The sequence below is a fragment of the Paenibacillus sp. PDC88 genome, assembly GCF_900106725.1.
Classification (GTDB): domain Bacteria; phylum Bacillota; class Bacilli; order Paenibacillales; family Paenibacillaceae; genus Paenibacillus; species Paenibacillus shunpengii.
The window spans coordinates 242,081-262,956 of record NZ_FNNT01000005.1 but is presented as its reverse complement, the minus strand read 5'-3'; the positions used below and the strand labels follow the sequence as shown (position 1 = coordinate 262,956).

The 20,876-nt window shown below is 49.8% G+C and carries 19 protein-coding genes and 1 riboswitch; of the genes, 16 read left to right on the top strand and 3 right to left on the bottom strand.

The window, feature by feature from the left end; translation table 11 throughout:
• Positions 1 to 27: 27 nt before the first annotated feature.
• The 3 genes from cysT to BLW49_RS17095 all read left to right on the top strand — a co-directional run bounded on the left by cysT (position 28) and on the right by BLW49_RS17095 (position 2,096).
• Positions 28 to 864 carry a sulfate ABC transporter permease subunit CysT gene (gene cysT / locus BLW49_RS17105; RefSeq protein WP_090725762.1) on the top strand — a complete coding sequence of 279 codons (837 nt, stop codon included), beginning with the start codon at positions 28 to 30 and terminating at the stop codon, positions 862 to 864.
• 12 nt (positions 865 to 876) lie between these two features.
• The gene (cysW, locus tag BLW49_RS17100) at positions 877 to 1,740 is read left to right on the top strand and encodes a sulfate ABC transporter permease subunit CysW (RefSeq protein WP_090725761.1); all 864 of its coding nucleotides are present in this window, start codon (positions 877 to 879) and stop codon (positions 1,738 to 1,740) included.
• 101 nt (positions 1,741 to 1,841) lie between these two features.
• Positions 1,842 to 2,096 (top strand): YezD family protein, encoded by a 255-nt coding sequence (locus tag BLW49_RS17095; RefSeq protein WP_090725759.1) that lies wholly within the window; start codon positions 1,842 to 1,844, stop codon positions 2,094 to 2,096.
• Between the two features lie 83 nt (positions 2,097 to 2,179).
• On the opposite strand, the gene BLW49_RS17090 is transcribed toward BLW49_RS17095, so the two are convergent.
• Complete coding sequence (locus BLW49_RS17090; RefSeq protein WP_143042129.1) at positions 2,180 to 3,091, bottom strand: hypothetical protein; 912 nt, start codon at positions 3,089 to 3,091, stop codon at positions 2,180 to 2,182.
• A gap of 266 nt (positions 3,092 to 3,357) precedes the next feature.
• Here BLW49_RS17090 and BLW49_RS17085 point away from each other — a divergent pair, with 266 nt between their 5' ends.
• The 4 genes from BLW49_RS17085 (at position 3,358) to BLW49_RS17070 (ending at position 7,923) form a co-directional block, all read left to right on the top strand.
• Positions 3,358 to 3,759 carry a GNAT family N-acetyltransferase gene (locus tag BLW49_RS17085; protein WP_090725755.1) on the top strand — a complete coding sequence of 134 codons (402 nt, stop codon included), beginning with the start codon at positions 3,358 to 3,360 and terminating at the stop codon, positions 3,757 to 3,759.
• A gap of 313 nt (positions 3,760 to 4,072) precedes the next feature.
• Complete coding sequence (locus BLW49_RS17080; protein ID WP_090725753.1) at positions 4,073 to 5,296, top strand: threonine synthase; 1,224 nt, start codon at positions 4,073 to 4,075, stop codon at positions 5,294 to 5,296.
• A 255-nt stretch (positions 5,297 to 5,551) separates the two neighbouring features.
• A complete protein-coding gene (locus tag BLW49_RS17075) occupies positions 5,552 to 6,184 on the top strand; it encodes an NAD(P)-dependent oxidoreductase (protein ID WP_090725751.1) in 633 nt (210 codons plus the stop codon).
• Between the two features lie 65 nt (positions 6,185 to 6,249).
• Entirely contained in the window at positions 6,250 to 7,923 is a 1,674-nt protein-coding gene (locus BLW49_RS17070) for an NAD(P)H-hydrate dehydratase (protein WP_090725749.1), read from the top strand.
• A 142-nt stretch (positions 7,924 to 8,065) separates the two neighbouring features.
• Here BLW49_RS17070 and BLW49_RS17065 read toward each other — a convergent pair whose 3' ends face one another.
• Complete coding sequence (locus tag BLW49_RS17065; RefSeq protein ID WP_143042128.1) at positions 8,066 to 8,512, bottom strand: hypothetical protein; 447 nt, start codon at positions 8,510 to 8,512, stop codon at positions 8,066 to 8,068.
• Between the two features lie 354 nt (positions 8,513 to 8,866).
• Positions 8,867 to 9,034, top strand: a riboswitch (cyclic di-AMP (ydaO/yuaA leader).
• A gap of 135 nt (positions 9,035 to 9,169) precedes the next feature.
• Between BLW49_RS17065 and BLW49_RS17060 the strand changes: the two genes are divergently transcribed.
• From BLW49_RS17060 to BLW49_RS17020, 9 genes are all read left to right on the top strand, one after another.
• Positions 9,170 to 9,565, top strand: a complete 396-nt coding sequence (locus BLW49_RS17060; protein WP_090725746.1) for a hypothetical protein — start codon at positions 9,170 to 9,172, stop codon at positions 9,563 to 9,565.
• A gap of 129 nt (positions 9,566 to 9,694) precedes the next feature.
• On the top strand, positions 9,695 to 9,775 hold the full coding sequence (gene kdpF, locus BLW49_RS29495; RefSeq protein ID WP_076314812.1) for a K(+)-transporting ATPase subunit F: 81 nt from the start codon (positions 9,695 to 9,697) through the stop codon (positions 9,773 to 9,775).
• Between the two features lie 69 nt (positions 9,776 to 9,844).
• Entirely contained in the window at positions 9,845 to 11,515 is a 1,671-nt protein-coding gene (kdpA, locus tag BLW49_RS17050) for a potassium-transporting ATPase subunit KdpA (protein WP_090725744.1), read from the top strand.
• 59 nt (positions 11,516 to 11,574) lie between these two features.
• Complete coding sequence (kdpB, locus tag BLW49_RS17045; RefSeq protein WP_090725742.1) at positions 11,575 to 13,599, top strand: potassium-transporting ATPase subunit KdpB; 2,025 nt, start codon at positions 11,575 to 11,577, stop codon at positions 13,597 to 13,599.
• Between the two features lie 15 nt (positions 13,600 to 13,614).
• Positions 13,615 to 14,190, top strand: a complete 576-nt coding sequence (kdpC, locus tag BLW49_RS17040; RefSeq protein ID WP_090725740.1) for a potassium-transporting ATPase subunit KdpC — start codon at positions 13,615 to 13,617, stop codon at positions 14,188 to 14,190.
• Between the two features lie 21 nt (positions 14,191 to 14,211).
• Entirely contained in the window at positions 14,212 to 16,521 is a 2,310-nt protein-coding gene (locus BLW49_RS17035) for a universal stress protein (RefSeq protein ID WP_090725739.1), read from the top strand.
• Between the two features lie 125 nt (positions 16,522 to 16,646).
• A complete protein-coding gene (ssuE, locus tag BLW49_RS17030) occupies positions 16,647 to 17,201 on the top strand; it encodes an NADPH-dependent FMN reductase (RefSeq protein ID WP_090725737.1) in 555 nt (184 codons plus the stop codon).
• Positions 17,202 to 17,349: 148 nt separating this feature from the next.
• Positions 17,350 to 17,766 (top strand): metallothiol transferase FosB, encoded by a 417-nt coding sequence (gene fosB / locus BLW49_RS17025; protein WP_076314806.1) that lies wholly within the window; start codon positions 17,350 to 17,352, stop codon positions 17,764 to 17,766.
• A gap of 144 nt (positions 17,767 to 17,910) precedes the next feature.
• Positions 17,911 to 19,719, top strand: coding sequence for a S9 family peptidase (locus BLW49_RS17020; RefSeq protein WP_090725734.1), 1,809 nt, complete (start codon positions 17,911 to 17,913; stop codon positions 19,717 to 19,719).
• 123 nt (positions 19,720 to 19,842) lie between these two features.
• Here the strand turns inward: BLW49_RS17020 and BLW49_RS17015 are convergent, their stop codons facing one another.
• On the bottom strand, positions 19,843 to 20,874 hold the full coding sequence (locus tag BLW49_RS17015; protein WP_076314804.1) for a ribonucleotide-diphosphate reductase subunit beta: 1,032 nt from the start codon (positions 20,872 to 20,874) through the stop codon (positions 19,843 to 19,845).
• Positions 20,875 to 20,876: the final 2 nt, after the last annotated feature.

The window sequence follows — 20,876 nt, the reverse complement described above, 5'->3', positions numbered from 1 at the left end:
ACTGGAGGCATGAAGGGATGAGTAAGCATGAGCAGGGCAGGAACGGCCCGGATCAGAGTACTTCCGGGTTTTGGAATAAATATGGGGTTTACGGTGCTGTATTTAAGTTTGGTTGTCTTAATTCCACTTGCAGCACTGCTGTTTAATTCAACAGGGCTCACTTGGGCCAAGTTTGCAGAGATGGCTACGGATCCGCGAATTCTTGCTTCCTTCCGAGTCAGCTTTACCACTGCAGGCTTCGCTGCATTCGCCAATTTGTTTCTGGGGCTGCTGCTAGCCTGGGTGCTGGTTCGATACGAGTTCCCCGGCAAGAAAATATTTGATGCTATCATTGATCTGCCCTTTGCACTTCCAACGGCAGTTGCGGGTGTGGCACTTACGGCACTCTATGCACCGAACGGGTGGATTGGTTCCATTGTTGAACCGCTGGGGATTCAGATTGCATTCTCTCAGCTTGGGATTACGCTTGCCCTGATGTTCATCGGTATTCCATTTGTGGTACGTACAGTCCAGCCAGTACTGGCTGAACTGGAGAAGGATGTAGAAGAAGCGGCGGCTACTCTGGGAGCTGGACGCTGGCTTACTTTTCGGAAGGTCGTTCTGCCAGAGCTTATTCCTCCTTTGCTGACCGGATTTGCTCTTGCATTCGCGAGAGGAATCGGTGAATACGGCTCGGTTGTGTTCATTTCAGGCAACATGCCGATGAAGACGGAGATTGCTCCGCTCCTCATCATGACCCAGCTTGAGCGGTTTGATTATGCAGGGGCAACAGCGGTTGCGCTGCTGCTGCTTATCGTCTCCTTCGTTCTGTTGTTTCTTATTAATACATTACAGCGCTGGAGCCGGAAGACATCCCGCAAATAGGAGGAATAGATTATGGCAGGAACCGTACCTGTAGGAGCAACTAGACGGACGAATAAGAGCCAGTCCCGGGCGACGACTGAAGCGCCTTGGGTGAAGTGGGCGCTCATCGGAGCAGCCATACTCGTTATGGGCTGGCTGCTGATTTTGCCGCTGGTTATTGTTATTGCTGAAGCGCTGAAACAGGGGGTTGGGGTGTTCTTTGCTGCACTCTCGGATCCGGATGCGCTGTCTGCGCTTAGACTTACACTGCTGGTCGCTGTGATTACTGTGCCGCTGAATACGGTGTTCGGGATTGCGGCCGCTTGGGTTATTACGAAATTCCAATTCCGCGGGAAGGGTCTGCTCATTACCTTGATCGATCTGCCCTTCTCCATCTCACCTGTTGTGGCCGGCTTGATGCTTGTTCTTGTCTTTGGATCTCACGGGTGGCTGGGACCTTTATTAGAATCATGGAATGTGAGCATCATTTTTGCTGTTCCGGGTATTGTGCTTGCGACTTTGTTCATCACGTTCCCATTTGTAGCACGCGAGCTGATCCCGCTGATGGAGGATCAGGGAACACAGGAGGAAGAAGCCGCTGTGATGCTGGGAGCCAAGGGCTGGAGAGTGTTCTTCCAGGTGACGCTTCCTAATATTAAATGGGGGCTGCTGTACGGTGTCATCTTGTGTAATGCCAGAGCGATGGGGGAATTCGGAGCGGTGTCTGTCGTATCGGGTCACATTCGCGGACTGACGAATACGCTGCCGCTCCACGTGGAAATTCTGTATAACGAGTATCAGTTCGCCGCTTCATTTGCGGTTGCATCCCTGCTGCTCGTGCTTGCCCTCATTACACTTATACTCAAGAGCTGGTTTACAAGGAAGGGTACGCATTAGAGCTTTCTGAAGTCAGGGTGTGTTCCTGCAGATTCGAGCTATAGGTTTGAATAAGTAAGCAGGGTACGCTAATAGGCCCGATTTAATAGGAGGCGTTAATAATGACTAAACCGCTAAAAGTCGATGAAGTGTGGATGGATCGTATCGCCAGTTTGTTGAATGAAATGGAATTTGGTTCCTTGTCCATCATTGTCCATGAAGGACAGATTGTGCAGATGGAGCGGACCGAGCGCAAACGTTATGAGAACACATCTTCCAATACCTCTAAATCGGGCAAACCTCGCAGTGCAGCTGCAGGATCAGCTGACTCCGTAGCGAGTGGTCCGCGTGCACTGCGCAAATCTGGGTCTTCATAAACATTATTATTGTATGTTGAAATGAAAATAAGCAGCTCCCCTGGATTCTACAGAAGCCAGGGGAGCTGCTTATTTAGGTTGTGCTAACGATAGAGCTGTGAATCTTGCTTGTCCATGGCTGCGAATTGCCCGGCATAAGGCCGTTCTTTGCGGGAAGGCGGTTTGCTCCATTTGAATCCGAGCAGGAACAGAATCAGCTGTCCTCCCAGAACATAAGGAGCAGCAGCAAGCCCGATCAGATGAAATAGTGCCGCCAGAATAATGGCTAAGGACAGCAGATTGGTTATTAATCCGGCGGCCGTACGCGGCCTCATCAAGATGAGGATATAAACGTATGCGATTGATATCATGCCGGATACAAGTCTTGCGCTCAGCAACACCCATTCCCATGCCGAGCTTCCCTCGGTAATATCTCTTGCTCCTGTCATGAACTGGTACAACAGAACAGCGATACCTACCGCTGCAAGGGGGGCGAACAGAGGCTGGATAATCTGCCATAGTGCTTGCCCCCATCTTGGGGAGTGCACGGAAGAGAACAATCGGTCTCGTTCGGCAGCCAGCCGGGTCATTTCCCGCTCCAGCGAACGTGAGAGTAATTGGAGCCCTGCTTCGTCTCCTTCTGCAAGGCAGGCCTGAATCTGCTCTCTCAGATGCGGCGTGAGGCAGGGTGCGGATTTGCTCTCCTGAAGTGCAAGGATAAGTGCTCCGTGCAGAGGCTCCCCGGGAAGACCGTCATTCTTCAGCCCCAGGGTCAAATGTCCTGCAAGCTTGGAGTAGGTGTAGAGCGTGTCCTGAAGATCATCCATTCGTCGGTACTTGCCCTGTCGCAAGCTGGATGCATGATATATGTAGAGCCACAGCAGCAGCACGATTATGAAGGCGGCAATAGCAATCACCTGTGCGGACAGCGAGATGCCGTCAATTTGTACAATAGAGCTCAGGCTTCTCCCTCCTTTACACGAATAGCGGCGATACCTTCTCTCACTATTGCACACGAACCAGGGGTTTTCAAGTCGAAAAGGGAACGTGGGAAAAATTAAACATGAGAAGCATGCAGAAAAGGAACGTGTGTTTTCTTTATTGCTATAAATATCGTAAACTAGCTTCGTGGATCAGATCGAGTTATGGAGCAGCCTGAAATAATTAATTCGTAATATGGTAAGTCTAGAGAGGCAGTATATTGGAATCAAATTTATCGTTTTAATAAGGTATGAAATGGAGTTACTTTTACTAAAAAAATCATATGGGGTGGACTATAGACATGGAAGTTACATATCAGATTCCTTCGCCACAAGACTATTTGGATCTTCGAAAAGCTGCGGGCCTGTCTGTGATGAGTCTTGAGGGTGCTCAGAAAGGACTGCCGAATACGCTATTCGCGGTCAGTTTAATGGAAGAAGGCAAGCTCATCGGCATGGGCAGGGTTGTCGGCGACGGTGGATTACAGTTTTTCGTGACAGATATTGCCGTTCATCCCGATTACCAGGGCAAAGGATATGGGAAGACCATTATGGGAGAGATTCGAAAATACTTGGATGAGCATGTCCCTGAGAAGGGCCTCGTGTCACTTCTGGCCGATATCCCGGCTGATCGGTTATATGAGCAGTATGGATTTACACATTCCGCACCGGAATCTGCAGGCATGCATTGGAAACAAAAATAGAGAATAATGTAAATAAGAGGGAATAAGACTTTTGGCCGCATTGACAAACAACTTTCACTATGAAAAGATGATAGATATACATTTTAGATGCGAATGATTGTAAACGGCCCCTTATATTCTGAGATGTTTCAGAAGCAATAGGAGGCCATTTTTTTAGCTCATTGCTCATCATTACAGAGTAGTAAATAGGCTGCATCAAGATATTACTGTGTCCTCACTCTGTAATAGAAGAGTGAAGACTTATTTACATTCATAGCACTAATCTTTTTCACGTCACTTAGGTCGTTATAAAAGTGAGGAGATGTATGTTCATATGGGACAATACAGCTATTTGAGTCATTTGGAATGTCCAAAGTGCGGACTGATATATCATACAACCGGCGTTCAACAACTGTGCACTTGCGGATCTCCGTTAAACGCCAGATACGATCTGGATAGTCTTAAGAAGGTATGGAACCCTGAATCTTTACTAGGCAGGGAGATGAACCTGTGGAGATACCATGAGCTGCTTCCCGTAAGGGAGCCGGAGCATGTGATTACATTGGGTGAGGGGATGACACCGCTGCTTCGTATGCCGAGTCTCGGGATGGATATGGCGATTCCTCAGCTGTATATGAAGGATGAAGGCTTGACTCCGAGCGGGTCATTCAAGTCACGTGGTGCTGCCGTTGGTATATCCAAAGCCAAAGAGCTTGGCGTATCCAAATTTGCAATGCCGACGAATGGGAATGCGGGCGCAGCCTGGTCCTTATATGCAGCTCGTGCCGGAATTCAGGCAACCATTGTAATGCCTGTTGACGCGCCGCTGATTACGCGTAATGAATGTATTGCCGCAGGTGCGGATTTGTACCTCGTGAACGGACTAATCAGTGATGCAGGCAAGATTGTTGCAGATAAGGTCCGATCAGAGGGGATCTACGATGCATCCACGCTTAAGGAGCCTTATCGGATTGAGGGCAAGAAGACGATGGGACTGGAGATTGCAGAACAGCTGGGCTGGCAGATGCCGGACGTTATTCTGTATCCGACAGGCGGCGGTGTCGGCTTGATCGGAATCTTTAAGGGTCTGCTAGAACTTCAAGAATTGGGCTTTATAACCGGTCGTCTGCCGAAGCTGGTAGCTGTACAGGCTGCTGGCTGTGCTCCAATTGTGAAAGCTTGGGAGCAGAATGCGTCTGAATCGGAATTCTGGTCCGACTCGGAGACGATTGCCTTTGGTATTAATGTACCCAAAGCGATTGGAGATTTTCTTGTACTGGATGCCATATATGAGACGGATGGAGCTGCCATCGCTGTAACGGAAGAGGAAATTTTGTCTGAACAGCGTTTGTCAGCCCGGTTGGAAGGATCGTTCATTTGTCCGGAAGGTGCTGCTGCTTTTGCTGCCGCACGTATACTTCGGGCTAACGGATGGATTCAGGACAACGAGAAGGTGATTGTCCTCAATACGGGTACGGGCATTAAGTATCCGGAAACGATATCCGGCGATGTTCCGCTGCTGAACCCGGGAGATACGATTCCTAAGGCGCTGACATAATAGAACATATACAAATTATTAGTAGGAAGCCATCTCGCTCCAGTTGGGCAAGATGGCTTTTCTTGTGAATATCGAATAGTGTATGGTGAAGAGGGATCGTTTCTAATATTGCTTGGCGTATCTTTTGTGGATGAGAGAAGCATAACTAAGCCATGGAGCAGGAGATGTAAACAATTGACGTTTTAATAGAGAGCGTACCTGATTAATATAAAGTAAGCTTACACTAGCATAGAACAGAAATGAGGACTGAATAATATGAACATAGCTTTATTTGGAGCAACGGGAACGATTGGACAAGCGATCTTGGATGAAGCATTGGGAAGAAAAATGACAGTAACTGCGATTGTGCGTAATCGGTTTAAGTTTAACGAGAAGCGTGAGGGACTCACCATCGTCGAGGGCGACATTCTTAAGCCTGAATCAGTTGCTGAAGCCGTGAAGGGACATGATGTGGTTATTAGCGCATACGGTCCTGAGTTCGGTAAGGAAGAGGAATTGGTCGAGGCCGCACGCTCCCTTGTCGAGGGCATTCGAAACAGTGGAGTCCAGCGTCTCCTTGTCGTTGGCGGAGCAGGCAGTCTGCTGACCGATAGCGGAGTGCCGCTGATGGAGACTCCGGAATTTCCCGAAGAGGTTAGACCGCTGGCGCTCGCACATCGGGATGCATTTCATATTTACGAGGAGTCCGATCTGGACTGGACTTATTTGAGTCCGGCAGCAACGATTGAACCTGGCCGCCGTACAGGCAATTTCCGAATTGGCACAGATCGTCTTATTCTGGATGAAGCAGGGCAGAGCCGAATATCTGTCGAAGATTATGCAGCGGCTATGGTGGATGAAGCGGATGATCCGTATTTCAGCGGGTCCCGATTTACCGTGGCCTATTAGAAGAAAGTTCATCTTAGCGAGCGAGGTATAGATCCCTCGCTCTTTTTGATAGGAGGGGCTGGAAGATGTATGTTGTAACCGCGAAGCAGATGCGTGAGCTTGATCACATCGTAATCGAGAAGATCGGCGTTCCTTCGGCAAGCCTGATGGAGAATGCAGGCAAGGCACTCGCCGAAGAAGTGATGAAGCTGTGCCGTGAAGCGCAGAATGGGCGGATAGATCGGAGAACACCGGGGGACCCATTGCAGGAAGATGAGGATAACGATCGCAGGGTATTTGAAGAGTGGCGTGGTGTGAGAGGTACGATTCGTACTGAAGAGACATTACACATCAATGACCGAAGCCAGGAACATTGGTATATACTCACTGGAAAAGGAAATAACGGCGGCGATGGACTCGTGTGCGCCCGGCATTTGCAAGAGGCAGGTATGAAAGTAACGATTGTTTATGCTGTTTCACCTTCAACGCTGGAGCAGGATGCTGCACTTCAAAGGGATGCGGCTGCGGCATACAGCATTCCGGCAGTCGTATATAGCGAGAAGGAGCCGCTGTCATTTCATGGCGTTACCGGTATTGTAGATGCGCTGCTGGGTACTGGAAGCAACGGTGCGCCGCGCAAGGCTTATGCAGCCTTGATCCGTGAGGCTAATGAGAGCGGACTCCCTATTGTCTCAGCAGATATTCCAAGCGGTTTAAATGCAGATACGGGAGAGCTCTATGAGCCTCATATCCGGGCAGAGATAACAGTGTGCTTCGGGTTGTTGAAACGCGGACTGACTCAGTATCCCGGTGCAGAGGCAGCAGGCCGCATCGTTGTAAGATCCATTGGAATTCCTTCTAAGCTCGCAGCGGATCAGGGCGGAACTGTACAAGTCCTTACAGAAGAGGTGCTGGAAGGGTCGCTTGGAATGGATCTGGCGCTCCGAAGATCAGGCGAAGGGCATAAGGGAACCTATGGACATGTGCTGCTTACTGCCGGGACACTTGCCATGAGCGGGGCCGGGCTTCTTAGTGCGCGTGCTTCGCTCCGGTCAGGCTGCGGTCTTGCCACTTGGGCGCTGCCTTACGAGCTGATGCCGCATGTCATCGGCAAGGTGCCTGAGCTGATGCTCGCCGATGCGGTGAGAGGAAATGACGGGCTGTGGACGGAGGAGTCAGCCGAGCGAGTTATACAGCTTGCGGAGGGCAAGGATGTACTGGCCATTGGGCCGGGGCTTGGGCGCTTTGAGGGAGATACAAGGTGGCTTCGCCGCATTGTTGAAGCATGTGATGTACCTATTGTACTTGATGCCGATGCACTCAATATGGCTGCAGCAGGAGGGGAGGATTTCTTCCTAGGGATGTCCCGGACTGCACCGCTCATTCTGACGCCGCATCCAGGGGAGATGGCTCGATTGATGGGGATATCTACGAAGGACGTCCAGCGAGATCGGATTACCCATGCGGAAGCATATGCAGAGCGTACAGGCGTTATCCTTGTGCTCAAGGGCTCGCGCACGGTCATTGCTGCTCCTTCAGGCAGCACCTATATTAACCTGACCGGACATCCCGGCATGGGAACCGGAGGGGCGGGGGATGTGCTGACCGGCATCATAGCGGGTCTATTGGCCCAAGGTTGGAGCGCTGAGCAGGCAGCAGCATATGGTGTATATCTGCACGGACTCTCCGGAGAACGTGCTGCTTACAAGCGGCATCATCCGGGAGGCATTACCGCCGGCGACATTATTGACGCATTGTAATACAGCGTATTGGCAAGGATCCGCCGGTAAGGCGCCTGCAGACAGATCTACAAGTCAAATTTAAGGACACGCAGAAGCGTGTCCTTTTTACGTTCTGAATTGAAGTGTATCTAACCGCCGCGGGTTTTATCATCATGGGAATCTAGAAGGAATAATACGTCAGCCCATACTCCATCAAAAAAGAACGAACGAGCAGTCTGGAGCTTATGATAGAATGCAGATCTTCGTCCGCTTCCTGCATCATTTGCAGATCTGCGAGTGCTTCCTCGGCTATTCGGGTCCGTTCCATTCCCCATTCCTGCTCATGATCTGCAACACAGAGCTTGGCCTGCTCCACGGTCAGCTCCTTCAGTACGGCAAACACAGAGATCCATGGGATCAGATCCCCCGGAGCACTCTCCTGTGGCAGCTCAAATTCGGCAAAACCGTGTGCCGTCCCGCAGGTTATTTTAAATAATCCGCAGTAATGATGTTTCTCCTCTGTCAAATAAGGAAGCCGGCGTGAATCATAGCGTATGATTTCCATCGAGCTGATCGCATCCGTCTGGTAAGCAGGTACTGAATTATTCCCCATATAGGCGAGTGCCACGAGCATTCATCCTCCATTAATCATCCTCATTATTATGTTGATCATCATATAGCAGATGCCACCGAGGAGTAAAATGACTCTTGTTCTAAAAAAGCCTTTTTTTTAGCAAATTGGACGAAATGGATGAAAGTAAGCGGTTAATTCATGGCTAATCTCGACCTATTGAACCTTTATCTATCGTTGTCAGCTTCTTGCGCAAAAAGCAAGAAAAATGGAGTTAGAGAGAGTAATGAAGAGAATAATGGAGATATCAATCCTCTCATGAATTCAAATTCGTATATATGGGGACCGGACTTTCTTTACAGCGCATCGGGTGAGGATTATGATTCATGGCATAAAAGCTTAGCGCCATACAATTTCATACCGCTTAATCCTTAAAAGGAGCGGGGGAACCATTGAGGCCTGTTATAAGGCTTCTTGGGGTGAATCCTAAAGAGCATAAAATTTGTGCTTCGTACAGGTAGGGCGACTCTCACGCCCGAATCCGACAGCTAACCTCGTCAGCGTATCCAGAGAGACTTTCTTATATCCGAGCTCTTAATAGGCAGCGGCTTGTTCCCGCCTGCCTGAATAAGAAGCTGTGCAGGAGAGATTTCTCTTGCCCAGCTTCTTTTTTTATGGCCGGATGGAAGGGAGAAACAGGAGGGGAATGAACAGATGTCCGTTGAAGACGACGACGTCATCATCGTATCGGCCGGGAGCAAGCCCGGCAGATTATTCATTAAGACACTGAGAATGAAGGGCTTGCCATTCGCGATCATAGTTAGCTCTGAACATGAGCGTAAAGAAATGCAAAGGCTCTATGCGGAGCCGGTCATCCAAGTGGATTTCTCTGAACAAGCACCTGAGCCGCCTGATTTCCATGTAGGTAATGTATTTCTGTTCGAGGAGAGTCTGCCGGTGTGCTGTAAGTATATCCAAGTTTGCCGGTCATGGACTTGTAAGCCAATTTATGTCATTACAGAGCGAAGCAAACCGCGGCTCATCTACAGAGGGCTTGGTGCGACACATGTCATCTACAGCCGCGGCAGCGACTGCTCTTTCTTACTCTAAACCGGAATCGGGAGGTGCTAAGCAAATGCTGGATTTTATCATGATTGTATTGATCAGCTTGTTGACGCTTATTTCAATCGGAGTTATTAAAGGCTCAGACAAAATCACTTCGGAAGGGAGCGAACAAAAATGATGTGGGTGCTGCTCGCTATTGCAGCTGCTGTATTCATTTATTTGGTCTACGCACTGCTTAACCCAGAGAAATTTTGAAACCGAATTAAGAAATTAATTCGACTAACAATGAGCTAATGATAACTACCAGGAGGCTGATAAGTCGATATGTTAACCGTTATTTCCGTCTGTGTGACCCTAGCGGTCGTGCTCCTGCTGGCTCGTCCTGCAGGTCTATATATTGCAAGTGCATTTCGTTATGAACCAACCCGGATCGATCCGTGGTTCAGATGGATAGAGAGACCCCTCTATGCTGTCAGCGGCATCAAGGAGACGAATCAAACCTGGAAGCAGTACGCAGCTTCCTTTGTCATCAGTAATACGGTCATGATCGTACTCGTCTATCTGATCTTTCGGATACAGGCTCATCTGCCGCTGAACCCGAGCGGTGTAGCGGTTATGGAGCCGACGCTTGCTTTTAATACGGCGATCAGCTTCATGACCAATACGAATCTGCAGCATTACAGCGGAGAATCCGGTCTCAGCTATTTATCACAGATGATCGCCATTGTGTTCATGATGTTCACTGCACCGGCTTCGGCCTTTGCGGTCGCGATCGCATTTATTAGAGGACTTACGGGTAAGCCGCTCGGTAACTTCTTCGTGGATGTCGTTCGAAGTATAACAAGGGTATTGCTTCCGGTTGCTTTTGTATCAGCTATTCTGTTTATTGCTGCTGGTGTTCCACAGACGTTAAAAGCAACAGCAGCGGTAACGACGCTCGAAGGTGGTGTGCAGGAAATTGCAAGAGGTCCGGTAGGCTCTTTCCTGTCCATTAAACAGGTGGGGAATAACGGCGGTGGATTTTTCGGAGTAAACTCGGCTCATCCGTTTGAAAATCCTAATGTATTTACGAACCTGCTGCAGATGGTGCTGATGCTTCTGTTCCCGGTGTCCCTGCCCTTCGCTTATGGCAAAATGGTGGGAAACAAGAAGCAGGGACGTGTCCTGTTCGTCTCCATGGCGATTATGTTTCTCGTGCTGATGGGGGTATCACTCGGTGCTGAAACGAACGGTAATCCTGCAATGGAGGCTGTTGGAGTTCAGCAGGAAGGCGGCAGCATGGAGGGGAAGGAAGCTCGCTTCGGTGTGGCCTTGTCTTCTCTATATTCGGTCGTAACGACCGCCTCCGAGACAGGAGCCGTCAACACGATGCATGATACACTGACACCGCTTGGCGGACTGGTCACTTTGGCTAATATGATGCTGAACACGGTGTTCGGCGGTATGGGAGCCGGCTTCCTGAACGTGCTCATGTACGCACTCATTGCTGTCTTTTTATCCGGTCTTATGGTGGGACGCACCCCGGAATTTCTCGGCAAGAAGCTGGAGGGCAAAGAAATCAAGCTGATTGCGATCAGCCTGCTGATTCAGCCTCTGCTCATTCTGGCTCCTACAGCGCTGGCGCTGTTCACCAATGCGGACACGATATCAAATCCTGGATACCATGGTCTGTCACAGGTCCTGTATGAGTACACTTCATCGGCAGCCAATAATGGCTCCGGATTTGAAGGCTTGGGAGATGCCACACCGTTCTGGAACATTTCTACCGGAATTGTCATGTACTTGGGCAGATATCTCTCCATTGTGCTGCTGCTCGCGGTTGTAGGATCACTGGCTGTGAAGAAGAGCATTCCTGTGACCTCAGGTACATTTAGGACGGACACCTATCTGTTTGCCGCGGTCTTTGTTGGTACGGTACTGATTGTAGGGGCACTAACTTATCTCCCAGCGATGGTGCTTGGGCCGATTGCAGAGCATTTGACGCTGAGCAGATAGTGCAGGAATGATTTTCATAAAAAGTTGAAGCTCTTATTTGAATGGAGGAACGTTCGTCAATGGGACAAAAGAAATCAATGCTGAACAAGAAGCTCGTGCAGAGAGCGATGCTTGAAGCTGTCTATAAATTGAATCCGAAGGTGATGCTGCAAAATCCGATCATGTTCGTCGTCGAAGTGGGTATGGTGATCTCGTTACTGTTGACCCTGTTTCCGGATCTGCTCGGTACGGAAGGTTCACGGGGATTTAATCTGACCGTCACGGTGATCCTGCTGATCACGGTCTGGTTCGCTAATTTTGCCGAGGCGCTTGCTGAAGGGCGGGGGAAAGCACAGGCCGACAGCCTGAAGCAGACCAAGCAGGACATTAAGGCAAACAAGGTGGCTGGCGATCATATCAAGGTGGTATCCTCTTCAGAGCTCCGTAAAGGCGATGTCGTATTTGTGAGAGAAGGCGAGCTGATACCGGGTGATGGCGAAGTGATTGAAGGGCTGGCTTCCGTCGATGAATCAGCAATTACGGGAGAATCGGCACCAGTCATTAAGGAGGCTGGCGGGGATTTCAGCTCGGTGACGGGCGGAACAAGAGTTGTCAGTGACCAGATTAAGGTCCGGATTACGAGTGATCCGGGAGAGTCGTTCCTTGACCGGATGATCTCCCTAGTGGAAGGTGCCAAGCGACAGAAGACACCGAATGAGATTGCGCTAAACACCGTACTGATGAGTCTAACAATTATCTTCCTGCTCGTTGTTGTTACGCTTCCGTTTTATGCGGATTATCTGGGAATCCAGCTGGGGATTCCAATCCTTATCGCTCTGCTGGTCTGTCTGATTCCGACAACCATCGGCGGTCTGCTGTCTGCTATCGGGATTGCAGGCATGGATCGGGTTACTCAGTTTAATGTGCTGGCGATGTCTGGTAAGGCCGTGGAAGCTTCAGGGGATGTGAGCACCATTATATTGGATAAGACGGGTACGATCACTTATGGTAACCGAATGGCAAGTGAGTTTGTGCCGGTTGGAGATGAGACGCAGCAATCCCTTGTGTACTGGTCTGCCGTCAGCTCAGTGAAAGATGAGACGCCGGAAGGGCGATCGGTGCTGGAGCTCATGAAGAAGATGTCGATCACGATGGATGAAAATGCAGCTGAAGGGGAGTTTGTACCTTTTAGAGCCGAGACAAGAATGAGTGGGCTGGATCTTCTTGATGGAAGACGGGTACGAAAGGGCGCAGTGGATTCCATTAAAAAATGGGTGAAGGAGCAAGGTGGCAGCATTCCGTCGAACCTTGATACGAACAGTGATGCCATTGCAACGGCCGGGGGAACTCCGCTCGCGGTTGCAGTCGACAGTAAAATCTACGGACTGATCTATTTGAAGGATACGGTCAAGCCAGGGATGAAGGAGCGCTTTGATCAGATGCGTGAGATGGGGATCAAGACCATCATGTGTACAGGTGACAATCCGCTGACCGCAGCAACCATCGCCAGAGAGGCCGGGGTGGATGATTACATTGCGGAAAGTACCCCAGAGGATAAGATTGCAGTGATTCGACGAGAGCAGGCGGAAGGCAAGCTCGTCGCGATGACGGGAGACGGGACGAATGACGCACCGGCGTTGGCCCAAGCGGATGTAGGGATTGCGATGAACAGTGGTACGGTTGCTGCCAAGGAGGCGGCCAATATGGTCGATCTTGATTCTGATCCCTCCAAGATTATTGAGGTGGTCGCGATCGGGAAGCAGCTGTTGATGACACGCGGAGCGCTGACGACGTTCAGTATCGCGAATGATATCGCCAAGTATTTTGCCATTATTCCGGCGATGTTCATGCTGGCTATTCCTCAGCTTGAAGCACTCAACATCATGAAGCTGGGCTCACCGTCATCTGCCATCCTGTCTGCTCTTATATTTAACGCGATTATTATTCCGCTGCTGATTCCGCTGGCGATGAGGGGGATTCGGTATAAACCAATGAGTACGGCAGGCCTGCTTCGCCAGAATCTGCTGATCTATGGTGTCGGCGGAGTTATTGCTCCGTTTATCGGCATCAAAATAATTGACTTGATTGTACACATTTGGGTATAGGAGGAAGATACAGATATGCAAGTATGGACGATATCACTGAGGGTAAGCCTTGCGCTGATGCTGCTGCTGGGGCTCGGTTACAATCTGCTGGTCACCGGCATTGCACAGCTCACCATGCCGCATCAGGCGAATGGCAGCCTGATCTACAATGAGGAGCAGGAGCCGATTGGATCAGAGCTAATTGGGCAGCAGTTTACAGAGCCCGCGTATTTTCATGGGAGAGTATCCAGCATCGAGTATAATGCGGCAGGCTCGGGCTCGGGCAACTATGCTCCTTCAAATCCTGATTTGATTGCTCGTATGGAAGCCTCCATACAAGAGTGGCAGAAGGAGAACCCCGAAGTGCCCATAAGCCAGCTGCCCGCAGATCTTATTACTAATTCAGGCTCGGGACTTGATCCGCATATTAGTCCTGAGTCGGCAAGGGTACAGATTCCACGAATCAGTGCTGAAACCGGCATCTCTGAGGAAGAGCTTATGCAAATGATCGACCAGCATACCAAGGACAGACAATTCGGCTTCCTGGGAGAGCCTGTCGTTAATGTCCTAGAGCTTAATCTTGAACTTCAATCGAAGCTTTTAATTCAATAAAGGCAGCAGGAGGGGAGCTGAATCGATACCTATCGCAGAAAAACACCGGAAGAAATATTGGCGGCTATTCAGAAGCAGGGCCGAGGCAGGCTGCACATCCTGATTGGTGCGGCCAGTGGTACAGGCAAGACGTACCATATGCTGCTGGAGGGACGATCGTTAAGTGAGCAGGGAGTCCATGTTGTGATCGGATCCATGACGGCTTCCGACCGGGTTGAGACATCCCAGCTCATGAACGGGCTGGACCGAGTTCCTGGAATTATCTGGAGCAGAGGCGGGACAGAGACAGAGGATCTGGACGTGGAAGCCATCCTCTGCTGTCGTCCAGAATGGGTCATGGTCGATGAGCTTGCCCACCGTAATCGTCCAGATGCACCTGCAAGAACACGGCTTGAGGAAGTAGAGCGGCTCCTTGAGCATGGGATCAGTGTGGTCACGACCGTGAATGTCTATGAACTGGAAGGGGTTCAGCATACAGCCAGTCAGCTGACAGGAATCAAAGCGGCGGAGGTTCTGCCTGGTCATGTGCTGGAGATGGCGGATGAAGTAAGACTTGTAGATGTGACGCCAGAGAAGCTGCTCAGCAGGGTGGAGCAGCACAAACTCCGGGTTGATCAGCACTCCTCCGTCGTGAAGGAGGGGAATCTCTCGGTCCTGCGTGAGCTTGCCCTGCGGCTGGTGGCAGAAGGCGTTGGCGAATCCTTGATCAAGCTGCGAGAAGAACAGGGATATACCGGGCCTTCCCGCACGGGAGAACGGATCCTTGTCTCGGTACAGTATCACTTTAACGGCTCCATCTATATCCGTAGAGGACAGCAAATTGCAAGAAGGCTGAATGGGGATCTGCGAATTGTTACGTTTGTAGACCCTGACCGGAAACGGACCAAAGAGGAGGAGGCATTTCGCAAAGCGATGATTCAGCTTGCTGATAAAATTGGGGCCAAATTCGAAGAGCTGCCGCTTCGCTCAAGACGAATGCTGCCGGATCAGCTCGTTGACTACGCCTTAAGAAATGGAGTGACACGCATCGTCATGGGTCATTCTAAGCAGAGCTTCCTTCAGGAGCTGCGGCAGGGGTCCGTTGTTAAGGAGGTGCTTCGCAAGATCCGTCATGTGGATTTGTTTCTGGTCGCGGACCGGGCTGATCATGATGGGGAGCGGATTCTGCCTACGAAATCCTTGAATACTGCCGGGAGCTCCTCCCTAGTAGAGATAAGGGAACGGCATAATAACAGCATCAGAGGACACTTCAAAGTATACATTGGGGCTGCTCCGGGTGTAGGCAAGACGTACACCATGCTGCGGGAAGGTAATGAGCTTCTGCACAGCGGTCTTGATGTCCGGATCGGTCTGCTTGAAACACATGGACGCCAGGAGACAGAGGCACAGACAGGTCAGCTTCCGTTCATCGAACGGAAGAGAATTGCTTATCGGGGGACTGAGCTGACAGAGATGGATACAGAAGCGATACTAAGGGAAGCACCGGATGTGGTGCTGGTGGATGAGCTTGCTCATACCAATGTCCCGGGCAGCCGGTTGAGAAAGAGGTATGAGGATGTCCTTGAAATTCTTGAGGCTGGCATTACCGTCATCTCAACCATGAATGTTCAGCATCTAGAGAGCTTGAATGATACGGTAGAGCACATCACCGGGGTTAAAGTAAGAGAGACAGTGCCGGATTCCATCCTACACCTCGCCGACGAGGTACAGATTGTCGATGTCGCGCCAAGGGCACTGAGAAAGCGGATGCGTGAGGGTAAGATTTATGCTCTGGAAAAGGTCGATCAGGCTTTGCAGCATTTTTTCAAAGAGGCCAATCTGATTGCGCTGAGAGAGCTTGCACTTCGAGAGCTGGCAGATGATGTGGATGAACGACTGGAAGCCTGGGAGCGAAACCATTCACTCCGCGGTCCATGGCGCAGGGAAGAGGTAATTCATGTCTGTGTAGATGCACACGAAGAGGCAGCTCGTCTCATCAGGCGAGGGTTTCGAATTGCTCACAGGCTCAAAGCGGTCTGGTACGTGAATCATGTACAGGTTACGGATCGGGACACCTCCTTGCATAAGGAGTATGAGCATAGGCTGGAACAGTTGAAATTGATGACAGAGCGGCTTGGAGGAGTCTTCCGTATCGTTCAGGCAGATGATCGAAGTGAGGTGCCGGAGCTGCTGATTCAATTGGCAAACCAGGATAAGGCCACACAGATCATTGCAGGCCAGTCCAGGCATCGCTATCGATTAATGGGATCAAGCAGGAGAAGAGGCGTTGCCCATCATCTGGTACGTAATGCACGGCATATTGATCTACTGATCGTGGCAAAGGACATGTAATACACAGAATACAGCTTGTTCCCCAGGTTGACAGCGGAAAGGGGAATCATGTTACAATATACCAAGAAAATAAGTAGGAATTAACAATAGATACGAAATTCAAATACTTATCAGAGGTGAATAACGTGGCCAAAATCGCTGTCATTAACGGAAGCCCTTCCCTGACTTCCCGGATCAATGCTGTTATCGAGTTTGCAGAAAATAGTCTTAGAGAAGCAGGTTTTGAAGTCGAACGCATTAACGTTGCTGAGCTCCCGCCAGGAGACCTGATTCATACGAAATTTGAGAGTGAGCCGATCGTGAAGGCGAACGGTATTGTTGCTGAAGCAGATGCCGTGATTATTGCGAGCCCGGTATACAAGGCTTCATATACAGGCGTACTCAAGACATTCCTGGATCTGATTCCGGAACGGGGTCTTGCCGGCAAGACCATCCTTCCGCTCTTTATTGGAGGGAGCCTGGCGCATCTGCTGACGATGGATTATGCACTGAAGCCTGTACTTTCCGTGCTCGGTGCTCGTCATATTTTGGCTGGTGTTTATACGGTGGATGGACAGGTTGCACGTAATGATCAAGGGGGCCTGGATATTGCTCCAGACCTGGTAGAGCGTCTGCAAGCCGGAATCCAGGAATTTACCGAGGAAATTCAGCTTCGAGAGACCCAGAAGAGTCTGAAATAAGCATATGAATAGAGAAGTCCAGTTGATGAACGTCGTCAGCTGGACTTTTTTTATAAGTGAATTCTGTGAGCGAGAGGGTCAAGAAATAAGACATGGTTAAATATGGTATTATAGGAGTGTATCCTATTTAACGGAGGTGAGCCATAGCTTGAATATCCAAGGTATTAATCATCTTTGTTTTTCAGTTTCCAATCTGAGTCATTCTATCCGGTTCTATGAAACCGTATTTGGGGCCAAAATTCTGCTTGAAGGACGTACGCTTGCCTACTTTGACCTGAACGGAATATGGATTGCATTGAACCAGGAGAATGTCCCGCGCAATTACACGATACCGACCTATACACATATCGCATTTACCGTAGATGAACAGGATTTGAATGAGCTGCGGCAACGGCTCGCAGAGGTGAATGCCAAGATATTGCCAGGCAGAGAGCGGGATGCAAGAGATCAACAGTCCATATATTTTCTCGACCCGGATGGGCATATGTTTGAGTTCCATACTGGGACATTGCAGGACCGAATGAATTACTATAGGGAAGATAAGCCGCATATCAAGTTTTTTTGAAGCAGGACTTCGCGTGGAAAGAGACTTCTGAATGATCAGGAGCCTCTTTTTTCGTTGTATTAGTCCGGTTTCTTGATTGTGAAGGGTGCGTAAATTATGATGTAGAGGAAGTGAGCAAACGAATATAAAGGAGGCTTTATCGCAATGATTAACTTTCCTGTCCCCGACGTGGCTCAATTTTTCCAAACCAGTGTTATTCGCTATTTTACGGTTACCAAGGATGAATCCAGGCTATTGTTTAACAGCAACTTGAACGGTCAGCCGAACCTGTGGGCCATGGACCTGCCTGGCGGCTTTCCTTATCCGCTTACATACGAGAATCAGTCAGGAAGCTTTATTAAGACAGACCCGAACGGCGAGTTTATATTAGCTGATTTTGACAAAGACGGTGATGAGAATCTGCATCTGTATCTGCTGAAGCCGAGCGGCGGCAAGCCGGTTAAGATTGTGCCCGGTGAAGCAGACGATAAGTTCTATTTCGTGAAGCTGTCGAAGGATGGGAAAAGAATATACTATGACACCTCCAAGGATAATCCGGTGTATCTGAATTCCAGATGCCTTGACCTTGAATCCGGGCAGGACGAGCTGCTTCATGAAGGAGCAGATCGGCCGACTTATCTTGCGGCGATCAGCCCGGATGAGAAGCGAAGAGCCTATCTCAAGATGTTCTCGAATACACATCAGTCCTTGCTCATTCAATCGAATGGAGAGACTGAGGTAAAGTACGTACTCCCTGAAGATGAGGTGCAAGTCATTAGAAGTGTTACTTTTATCGATGACGATACGCTGCTGTTTGTGACCAACCAAGGGAAGGAATTCTCTTATGCAGCTGAATACAACATCTCAAGGGGTGAAGTGAGAACGGTCCAAGCCTTTGATCAGGAAGAGGTTGGAGCCATCGAGTGGCACAAAGAGTCTCAGACTTTGTATATGGTTACGAGTGTGGGAATTGAGAACCGAATGTATGCTGTCCCATACGGTGAGGAAGGGTATACGTCAGTTCCTCTGCCTGTTGATTTCGTGGAGCAGATATCGGTGGCTGAATCGGGAAATGTATACATTCTTGGCCGCGGGGCAGTGAAGCCCTTCAACATTTACCGCCATGTGAATGGGGAGTGGGAGCAGCTCACGAATAACGTCGTCGTGGGGCTGACGGAAGAGGATTTGTGTTACCCGGATGTCGTTAGTTATACCTCCTTCGACGGAATGGAGATTGAGGCCTTGCTGTTTAAGGCGAAGCCTGAAACGGCTAACGGTTATACGGTCTTCTGGCCGCACGGGGGACCGCAGGCTTCAGAAGGCAAGTTTTTTAGACCGATGTTCCAGTTCCTCCTGGCCCGGGGGTATAACATCTTCGCGCCTAACTTCCGCGGAAGTGCAGGATATGGGGCGACCTTCATCAAGCTGGTGGAAGGGGACTGGGGTGAAGGTCCTCGATTGGACTGCGTAGCAGGTATCGAATGGCTGTTTGAACAGGGTATAAGCTCACCAGATCGTCTATTTATCGTGGGAGGCAGCTATGGCGGCTATATGACGCTGCTGCTTGCCGGACGTCATCCCGAGCTGTTCCGCGCAGCAGTAGACATCTTCGGACCGTCCAATCTATTCACCTTCATCGAATCGGTTCCGGATTCCTGGAAGCCGATGATGGAGCAGTGGCTGGGAGATCCGGTGAAAGACCGTGAACGACTGATCAAGGATTCACCGATTACTTACCTGAAGCAGATGGTGAAGCCGATGCTCGTCATCCAGGGAGCGAATGATCCGCGCGTAGTACAGGCTGAATCAGATCAGATTGTTGCGGCGCTGAAGGAGCAGGGGACAGAGGTCGAATATATTGTTCTGGAAGATGAGGGCCATGGCTTCTCTCGTAAGGCGAACGAAATTCTTGTATATACAGCGATGGCCGACTTCCTCGACAAGCATCAAGCAAGTGTAGAGGTTCACGCCTGATATTCCGATTCAACTAACTGCACCCAAAAAAGCGATCTTCCCGCCGAGACGGAAGATCGCTTTTTGATATCGTTAATAGTTTATCCGTTAAATGATTTATCGCTTGATAGAAGACAGATGATCTTACAGATCGTCAAATCCGTTATCATCACCAACTTTACCGTAGTTACGGGATTTGGCTTCGAAGAAGTCCGTCTTCGTTGCATTCAACGCCTCATCAGAGAACGGTTTAATCCAAGGCATACTGTTGACGTCAACGCCCTCGTACGCTTTGTCCATACCCATCAGGCGAAGACGCTTGTTCGCTGTGAACTTGATGTAGTCCTCAAGCTCAGGAAGATTGATGCCGCGTACTTTTTGCAGTGTGTAGTGTGCCCAGTTCGTTTCGAGCTCTACTGCACGGTTGATCGTACGATAGACATAGTCCATGTTCTCTTTTGTATTCAGCTCTGGATAGTCAGCCAGCAGCTGCTTGTAAACTTCAGCGAAGAAATAGCAATGCTGGTTCTCATCCCGCTGAATGTAAGAGATCATCTGTGCCGTTCCCATCATCTTCTGATCCCGTGCCAGATTGTAGAAGAAAGCAAACGTGCTATAGAAGAAAATACCTTCGAGAATCATATCGGCAACAAGCGCCTCAAAGAATGTCTGCGGCGTAGCTTCGTCACGGAAGTTCTGATAAATATCCGCTATGAATCGATTCCGCTCCAGCAGGACGGGGTCATGCTTCCAGTACTCGAAGATTTCCTTCTGCTCATCCCAGGATACGAGGGAAGAGAGCACATAAGAATAAGACTGATTATGCACGACTTCCTGCTGGGCAATAATAGCAGAGATCGCTTCAAGCGACGAATCGGTCAGATATTCTCTGACGTCACCGACAAACATCGTCTGCATGGAGTCGAGCACGGCCAGCAGGCCGATATTGATCTTGAATGTGCGCTGCTCTTCGGCATCCAGATGCGGGAACTGCTGAGCATCCTTGGACATTGGAATTTCGTCAGCGATCCAGTAATTCAGCAGCAGCACTTTGTAGAGTTTATACATATGAGGCATGCGAATATCGTTCCAGTTCAGAATCCCGGAGTTCTCGCCGTTAATGATACGGGTAGATTTATTTGGTGCCTCAGTGTTGAAGATCTTTTGCTCATTCATTC